8 protein-coding genes and 1 tRNA gene are annotated in these 6,533 nt (G+C 64.8%); 6 read left to right on the top strand and 3 right to left on the bottom strand.

Features of this window, described 5'->3' with window-relative positions; translation table 11 throughout:
• Window positions 1-257 precede the first annotated feature (257 nt).
• Both DYI24_RS18555 and DYI24_RS18550 read right to left on the bottom strand, forming a co-directional pair.
• Window positions 258-347: transfer RNA gene (locus DYI24_RS18555), tRNA-Ser, on the bottom strand.
• 154 nt (window positions 348-501) lie between these two features.
• A complete protein-coding gene (locus DYI24_RS18550; RefSeq protein ID WP_164573360.1) occupies window positions 502-1,665 on the bottom strand; it encodes an ROK family protein in 1,164 nt (387 codons plus the stop codon).
• Window positions 1,666-1,999: 334 nt separating this feature from the next.
• Here DYI24_RS18550 and rplU point away from each other — a divergent pair, with 334 nt between their 5' ends.
• The 5 genes from rplU to DYI24_RS28120 all read left to right on the top strand — a co-directional run bounded on the left by rplU (window position 2,000) and on the right by DYI24_RS28120 (window position 4,181).
• Window positions 2,000-2,380 carry a 50S ribosomal protein L21 gene (gene rplU, locus DYI24_RS18545; RefSeq protein WP_107353781.1) on the top strand — a complete coding sequence of 127 codons (381 nt, stop codon included), beginning with the start codon at window positions 2,000-2,002 and terminating at the stop codon, window positions 2,378-2,380.
• Window positions 2,381-2,469: 89 nt separating this feature from the next.
• Entirely contained in the window at window positions 2,470-2,742 is a 273-nt protein-coding gene (gene rpmA / locus DYI24_RS18540; RefSeq protein ID WP_011155727.1) for a 50S ribosomal protein L27, read from the top strand.
• Window positions 2,743-2,877: 135 nt separating this feature from the next.
• Window positions 2,878-3,477, top strand: a complete 600-nt coding sequence (locus DYI24_RS18535; protein ID WP_164573359.1) for a GNAT family N-acetyltransferase — start codon at window positions 2,878-2,880, stop codon at window positions 3,475-3,477.
• A gap of 211 nt (window positions 3,478-3,688) precedes the next feature.
• Complete coding sequence (locus DYI24_RS18530; RefSeq protein WP_107342418.1) at window positions 3,689-3,880, top strand: hypothetical protein; 192 nt, start codon at window positions 3,689-3,691, stop codon at window positions 3,878-3,880.
• 127 nt (window positions 3,881-4,007) lie between these two features.
• Window positions 4,008-4,181, top strand: coding sequence for a hypothetical protein (locus tag DYI24_RS28120; RefSeq protein ID WP_199852179.1), 174 nt, complete (start codon window positions 4,008-4,010; stop codon window positions 4,179-4,181).
• Here the strand turns inward: DYI24_RS28120 and DYI24_RS18525 are convergent, their stop codons facing one another.
• A complete protein-coding gene (locus DYI24_RS18525; protein ID WP_164573358.1) occupies window positions 4,182-5,087 on the bottom strand; it encodes a DMT family transporter in 906 nt (301 codons plus the stop codon).
• Between the two features lie 152 nt (window positions 5,088-5,239).
• Between DYI24_RS18525 and obgE the strand changes: the two genes are divergently transcribed.
• Complete coding sequence (gene obgE / locus DYI24_RS18520) at window positions 5,240-6,301, top strand: GTPase ObgE (RefSeq protein ID WP_164573357.1); 1,062 nt, start codon at window positions 5,240-5,242, stop codon at window positions 6,299-6,301.
• The last annotated feature ends 232 nt before the right edge of the window (window positions 6,302-6,533 follow it).

Below are 6,533 nucleotides of genomic sequence, written 5' to 3'. Positions count from 1 at the left end.
ATCAACTACAGAATCACCCGTTCGACCGGCAGCGATGCACTGGACCGCGCGATCGATTCGATGATGAAAACCGCCCGGCCGCCGCCCCCGCCCGACGGCCTATTCCGCGGTCATTTCGTCGTGCGCTTTTCAATCGACGATTGAGTCGGGCTAGAGTCGCCGACGTCATCCGGCGCGGCCGCAGCTTGCTCCCCTGCGACGCGAAAGGCGCAGCGGAGCTCAGAGGCACTCGAACAGAACACCAGTTTGCAGGCTAATGGCGGAGAGGGAGGGATTCGAACCCCCGATAGGCTTGCACCTATGCCGCATTTCGAGTGCGGTGCATTCAACCACTCTGCCACCTCTCCTGGTGCCAAAGCGGGCGATTCACGCCCGGTGGTCGGGGCGTGTTCTAGGCGAGGAGCGACAGATAGACAAGGCGGGGTGCGGCGGATTTTCTCGCCAGAATTGATCCGAAGGCCCCAGATCGCCGGCCGCGCAGGGCCGGCAGCCAAAACGGGCTCAGGCCTTCTCCTTGCTATCCTTGTCTTTTTTACCCTTCTCCTTGTCCTTCTCTTTGTCTTTTTCCTTATCCTTCTCGCGGTCCTTCTTGGCCTTGTCCTTGTCGCGGCGGTTGGTGAAGCGGGCGTTGCCGAGGCCGGTGCCGATCGTCAGCACGCCCCAGCGCTCGAATTCCTGCATGAACGGCACTTCGCTGAGGCCCTGGGCGACGCCGTCATTGTGCATCAGGATCGCGGTGTCGTGGCTGCCGATCATCGGGATGCCTTCGAGCAGGCTGCGCGGCAGATGGAATTTGCTGCTCTCCCAGTTGCCCGGCAGATTCTGGGCGCCCTTCTCGATCGAGCCATCGGCATTTATCACGCCCGGGCACGAGATCCCGATGAACGGAGCCAGCTTGAAGCCCTCGTCCTCGGCCTCCGAAATCAGATCCTTGAGCATACGGGTCAGCCGCTTCACGGCGCCCTCGCGGGTCGGCTCGTCGTCGGCGTGACGCCAAAGATCGGACTTCCAAACCGAGGCTTTCGACAGGTCGGGCGCCTTCTTCCAGGCGGTCTCGACCACGCCGCAGCGGATGTTGGAGCCGCCGATATCGACCGCCAGGATGCTGTCGTGGCCCTCGAAGATCCAGGACGGCGCCAGATGCAGGCACCCCAGCAGCCCCGCCTCGTCGGGGTGAAACCGGATCGGCACCAGATCGACCGCGTGGCCTTCCGCCTTGAGCAGAATGCCGGTGCGGGCGATCGCGAGCTCGCCGACCCGGCTCTGGCGAAAGCCGCCGCCGACCACGATGCACTCGGTTTCGGCCCAGGCCTTGGTGCGCAGGAAGCGCTTGGTGACGTGAGCGAGCTCCTGGGCGAAATCCTCGATCGCGCTGTGAACCACCGCGGCGGCGGCGACGTCGTCGCCGGCCAGCGCTTCGTCGAGCGCGCTTTTGGCGATCTTCTTGGTGTCGCGCCGCCCGAACGGATCGTCACCGGTCTCGCGCAACGCCTTGCGCCAATCGTCGAGCAAGCGCTGGAACGCCCCCTTGGAGGCGCGGTCGCCGAGAAAACCGTCGTCATCCTTGATTTCGATATTGTAGCTGTCGATCTCGACTGAAGGCAGCCGGGTGGCGCCGTGTGCGGCGATGCCGGCGTTGGTGGTGGTCAGACTGTCCTCAGCCATCGAGAATACCCCCGTTCAAAACCGAACGACAACGAACCGGGAACCGGTTGGTTGCATCGCGTTCGCAACGGCTGGTTTTGGCGTTCGCCCCCACACGCGGTCGCATTTTGCCGGCTTCCGCCTTGACGGACGCGGCGCGGCGGGTATAAGTCACGCACCGGCGCGGGCAGGTCTCGCGCCGATTTGTTTTGTGCGGCCAGAGGCGAGGCTTTCGCCCGGCTCAAGTCCATCCGCACCAAAGCCGCGGCGCACCGTCGTCGCACCCCGTCATCGACTGACCAAAAAGCCGGCCCGGGTTAACCGAGGCCGGGATCGAACACGAAGGAAGAAAAAGATGTTCGCAGTCATCAAAACCGGCGGCCGGCAATACCGCGTCGTTCCGGAAGATGTGCTCGAAGTAGGCAAGCTCGACGGCGACGTCGGCAGCATTATCCAGCTCGGCGAAGTGCTCGTGCTGGGCGGCGACACCCCGGTTCTCGGCGCGCCCACCGTGGCCGGCGCTACCGTGGCGGCCGAAGTGCTGGACCACAAGCGCGGCCCGAAGGTGATCGCGTTCAAGAAGCGTCGTCGCAAGCACTCCAAGCGCAAGCGCGGCTACCGCGATGAAATCACCGTGCTGCGGATCACCGAGATCCTCGCCGACGGCAAGAAGCCTTCGGTCGGCCCCCGCGCCAAGCGCGCAAAGGCTGCCCCGGCTGCGGAAGCAGCCGAATAAGGCGCCGCGCGCAGCAGACGTGACAAAAAAGCGGGATGATTCCGTAACGGGATTCATCTAAAAGGTATTTCGGATTTTGGAGACGAGCCATGGCTCATAAAAAGGCGGGCGGTTCCTCGCGCAACGGACGTGATTCCGCAGGCAAGCGCCTCGGCGTGAAGGCGTTTGGCGGCGAGCACGTGATTCCCGGCAACATCATTGCGCGTCAGCGCGGCACTCAGTGGCATCCCGGCCTCAACGTCGGCATGGGCACTGATCACACCTTGTTCGCCAAGGTGGAAGGCCGAGTCGAATTCCGCGCCAAAGCCAACGGCCGCACCTACGTATCGGTACTCCCGATTGCGATGCAGGCGGCCGAATAGACGGTGGACAAAAATATGTGTCCGCCGGGTCCTGTCAAACCGGCGGAGCACAACTAAGGGCTCCAGGGGAGGCGGGAAAACCGGCCTCCCCTTTTTCTTTGCGTACCTTTCACGGCGCACCTTCAGGAGCCCGCCATGTTGCAGGAGATCCCGACCACCACGCCCTCGTTGCGCGAGGCGAGACCTTGCGTCCTCGAGACCGAGCGGCTGACGCTGCGTAAACCGGTCCTCGCGGACATCCAGGCCATCGCTTCGCTCGCCAACGATCGCCGCGTCGTCGAGATGACCCGGCGGATGCCGTTTCCCTACACGCGCGACGACGCCGCGCGCTTCGTGACCGCGCTTCCCAAGAGCAGCGACAGCGTGTTTCTGATCGAAGCCGAGGATCTCGAGCCGATCGGACTGGTCGGCGTCGACTGGAGCGACCGTGACGCCCCGGAGCTCGGTTACTGGCTCGGCGTGCAGCATTGGGGCAACGGCTACGCCACCGAAGCCGCGCGGGCGGTGATCGATTTCGCCTTCGAGGTGCACGGCGCCAAGCAGATGATCTCGGCCGCGCGTGTGATCAATCCGGCGTCGCGCAACGTGCTGGAGAAGTGCGGCTTCCAGTGGACCGGTGTCGAGCTGCACCGCTTCGAATCGATCGGATCGTCGACCCCGGTCGACTGCTTCCGCCTCACCCGCGGGGTGTGGTCGTCGCTGAAGAAGTGGGGCACCACCAAGCGGCGCTGCTGATCAGTACCTCGACACGCCATCATTGAAGCGAACGGATCGGCCGGGTTGTGACCCGGCCGATGTTGTTTCGGGACAGACATATCAAGCCATGCCCTCGCCGTTACCCACCGCTTAACCACGGCCGGAGGACGAGCCGTCAGCCTCGGTCGGAACCGAGTTCAGCGCGCGGCCCAGGCTGCGTAGGACGGACTTCCAAACAGGGAGTTCCGACATGTCCGCTCATCGCTACATCCAAGCCGTCCTCGCCCGCGACCTCGCCGAAGAAATCAAGCCGCTCGCGCCCGCGACGATCGAGCAGGTCGAACTCACCGCCGACCGCGCAGCCGAAGCCGAGCAGCACCGCGAGCGGACCGAGCAGCTCAGCTTCCGCTTCGTCGATCTCGACCGCCGTTTCGGCATCTGATGTGCGGGCAGGCGCGTTCAATCGGCGCTTAACCATCGCCGGCTGATCGCGCCGCCTCCAACTTCGCGCATACGCGATCTTCATCAACCACGTGTAGTTAGGCGTCAGTTCGACCAGGGAGGTCCCGATGTCCGATTCGCCCGACCAAACCGTCGCCGTCCGCGACGTGCGTGATGAGTTCCGTGCCGACCTCGACGCGTTCGAGGCGACCGAGCGCAAGCTTCTGATCGAGGAACGGCGCGAACGCGCGCGCGTGCTCAGCGAACGGTTCAGCGGACTGGCGCTGCGGGTCGGCGAGTAGTCAACCGCCCTCGGACGGCCGCGGCGCGCTACGCTCCCGCCAGCCGAGATACAGCCCGGCCGAGATAATGATGACCACGCCGGCCACCGTCGCCCGCGACGGCACATCGCCGAATAGCAGCCAGCCGAACGCGGCGGCGAAAATGATCATCGTGTATTGATACGGCACCACGACGCGGGCCGGCGCCAGCCGCAGCGAGCGATTGACGCACAGCAGACCGACCGCCGACACCGCACCCGAGATCGCAAACCATACCAGATCGGTCGCGGACGGCGTGATCCAGTCGGACGGCGCCAGAACGAGGCCGAGCAGTAGCGTGCCGGCGAATTGCTGCGAGGCCAGCACCATGTCGGGCGTCTGGCGCAGAAACCGCGTCAGTAGCAGCAGGCCGGCGAACAGCACGCTGGCGAGGATCGCAATCAGCGCCGGCCAGCTCATCGTCTGGGCCGACGGCTGCAGCGCGATCAGAACGCCGACAAAGCCGACGACGATCGCGATTCCGCGCGCCCGGTCGATGGTCTCACCCAGAAACAACGCAGCGCCGACCGAGACGAACAGCGACGAGGCAAGATAGAAGGTGATGACGTCGGCGAGCGGCAGATAGGCCGCCGCCAGATAGAACACCGCGACTTCGCAGGCCGCGATCACCATCCGCGCCAGTTGCACCCCCGGCCGCTCCAACCGCAGAAACGCTTTGCGCTGGCGCCAGATCAGCGGCGACAGCACGAACAAGCCGGCTAGCGCCCGCAGCAACAGCAATTGCCCGACCGAATAGGTCGCCACCACCGTCTTGCCGGCCGCATCGGAGAACGAAAACGCCAGCATCGCCAGCAGCATCAGCAGAATGCCGGCGATCCGGGCGGTGCGCGGGTCGGACGCGGTGGTGATTTTGGCGAACAGCCCCATATTTGGCCCGGACGGTTGTGACCGCCGCTTATCGCCCCGGGACTCGGGCCGGTGCAAGGCGGCGGAGGGTCGCTTCGACTTTCAGACCGCGGCAGCAGCGGACGGTGATCGAAGTGTTGCCGCGCCCCCCGACCTTACGATACGGATGACCCATGAAATTCCTCGATGAAGCTAAGGTTTACATCCGCTCCGGCGACGGCGGGAACGGCTGCGTGGCGTTCCGCCGCGAGAAGTTCATCGAGTTCGGCGGCCCCAATGGCGGCAATGGCGGCCGCGGCGGCGACATCATCGTCGAAGCCTCCGATGGCCTGAACACGCTGATCGATTACCGCTACCAGCAGCACTTCAAAGCGCAGAAGGGCGGCAACGGCATGGGCAGCGACCGCCACGGTGCGGGCGGCAAAGACATCGTGATGAAGGTGCCGGTCGGCACCCAGATCTTCGATGAGGACAAGGAAACGCTGATCCACGACTTCACCAAAGTCGGCGAGCGTTTCGTGCTGGCCAAGGGCGGCAATGGCGGCTTCGGCAACGCCCATTTCAAATCTTCGACCAACCGGGCGCCGCGCCACGCCAACCCTGGCCTGCCAGGCGAAGAGCGCTGGATCTGGCTGCGGCTGAAACTGATCGCCGACGCAGGCTTGGTCGGGCTGCCGAACGCCGGCAAGTCGACCTTCCTGTCCAAGGTCAGCGCCGCCAAGCCGAAGATCGCGGACTATCCGTTCACCACCCTGCATCCGCAGCTCGGGGTGGTGAACAGCGACGGCCGCGAATTCGTGCTCGCCGATATTCCCGGTCTGATCGAGGGCGCCCATGAAGGCGCCGGCCTCGGCGACCGTTTCCTCGGCCATATCGAGCGCTGCCGGGTGCTGCTGCACCTGATCGACGCCACCTGCGAACATGCCGGCAAGGCATACAAGACGGTGCGCGGCGAACTCGAAGCCTATGCCGAAACGCTGGTCGACAAGATCGAAATCGTCGCGCTGAACAAAATCGACGCGGTCGAACCGGACGAGCTGAAGAAGCAGAAGGACCGGCTGAAGCGCGCCGCCAAGAAGACGCCGCTACTGCTGTCCGGCGTAACCGGTCAGGGCGTGCCGGAGGCGTTGCGGGCTTTGGTTGCGGTGATCGGCGAAGCGCCGGTCTCGGACAAGGCGATGGGCACCGCGGACAATCCCGCCGAAGCCAAGCCCTGGGCGCCGCAGGACGCCTGAATCCTCGCGTCCGGCCTCGATCGCGGCAGGTCTGCTGATCCGTTCGCACAGCTTGCGCGGCCCGTCCTGGTGCTGCAAAACGAGCCTCTTCCTGCCAGTCGCACCGCTTTGCGCACCGCGACGTTGTGATCGATATCTTCCATGGCCAGCCCCAAGCTTCACGATTTCCGCCACATCGTCGTCAAGGTCGGCTCGTCGCTGCTGATCGACTCGGTCGCCGGCGAGGTGCGAG

It is taken from the genome of Rhodopseudomonas sp. BR0C11 (genome assembly GCF_010820945.1).
Lineage (GTDB): Bacteria > Pseudomonadota > Alphaproteobacteria > Rhizobiales > Xanthobacteraceae > Rhodopseudomonas > Rhodopseudomonas palustris_H.
The sequence above is the reverse complement of the archived record's forward strand: the minus strand, read 5'-3'. Positions and strand labels throughout refer to the sequence as shown.

Bases quoted from the DNA above. Each gene is read 5' to 3' on its own strand.
- DYI24_RS18550 (WP_164573360.1), bottom strand. From the start codon at position 1,665: ATGGCTGAGGACAGTCTGACCACCACCAACGCCGGCATCGCCGCACAC.
- rplU (WP_107353781.1), top strand. From the start codon at position 2,000: ATGTTCGCAGTCATCAAAACCGGCGGCCGGCAATACCGCGTCGTTCCG.
- rpmA (WP_011155727.1), top strand. From the start codon at position 2,470: ATGGCTCATAAAAAGGCGGGCGGTTCCTCGCGCAACGGACGTGATTCC.
- DYI24_RS18535 (WP_164573359.1), top strand. From the start codon at position 2,878: ATGTTGCAGGAGATCCCGACCACCACGCCCTCGTTGCGCGAGGCGAGA.
- DYI24_RS18530 (WP_107342418.1), top strand. From the start codon at position 3,689: ATGTCCGCTCATCGCTACATCCAAGCCGTCCTCGCCCGCGACCTCGCC.
- DYI24_RS28120 (WP_199852179.1), top strand. From the start codon at position 4,008: ATGTCCGATTCGCCCGACCAAACCGTCGCCGTCCGCGACGTGCGTGAT.
- DYI24_RS18525 (WP_164573358.1), bottom strand. From the start codon at position 5,087: ATGGGGCTGTTCGCCAAAATCACCACCGCGTCCGACCCGCGCACCGCC.
- obgE (WP_164573357.1), top strand. From the start codon at position 5,240: ATGAAATTCCTCGATGAAGCTAAGGTTTACATCCGCTCCGGCGACGGC.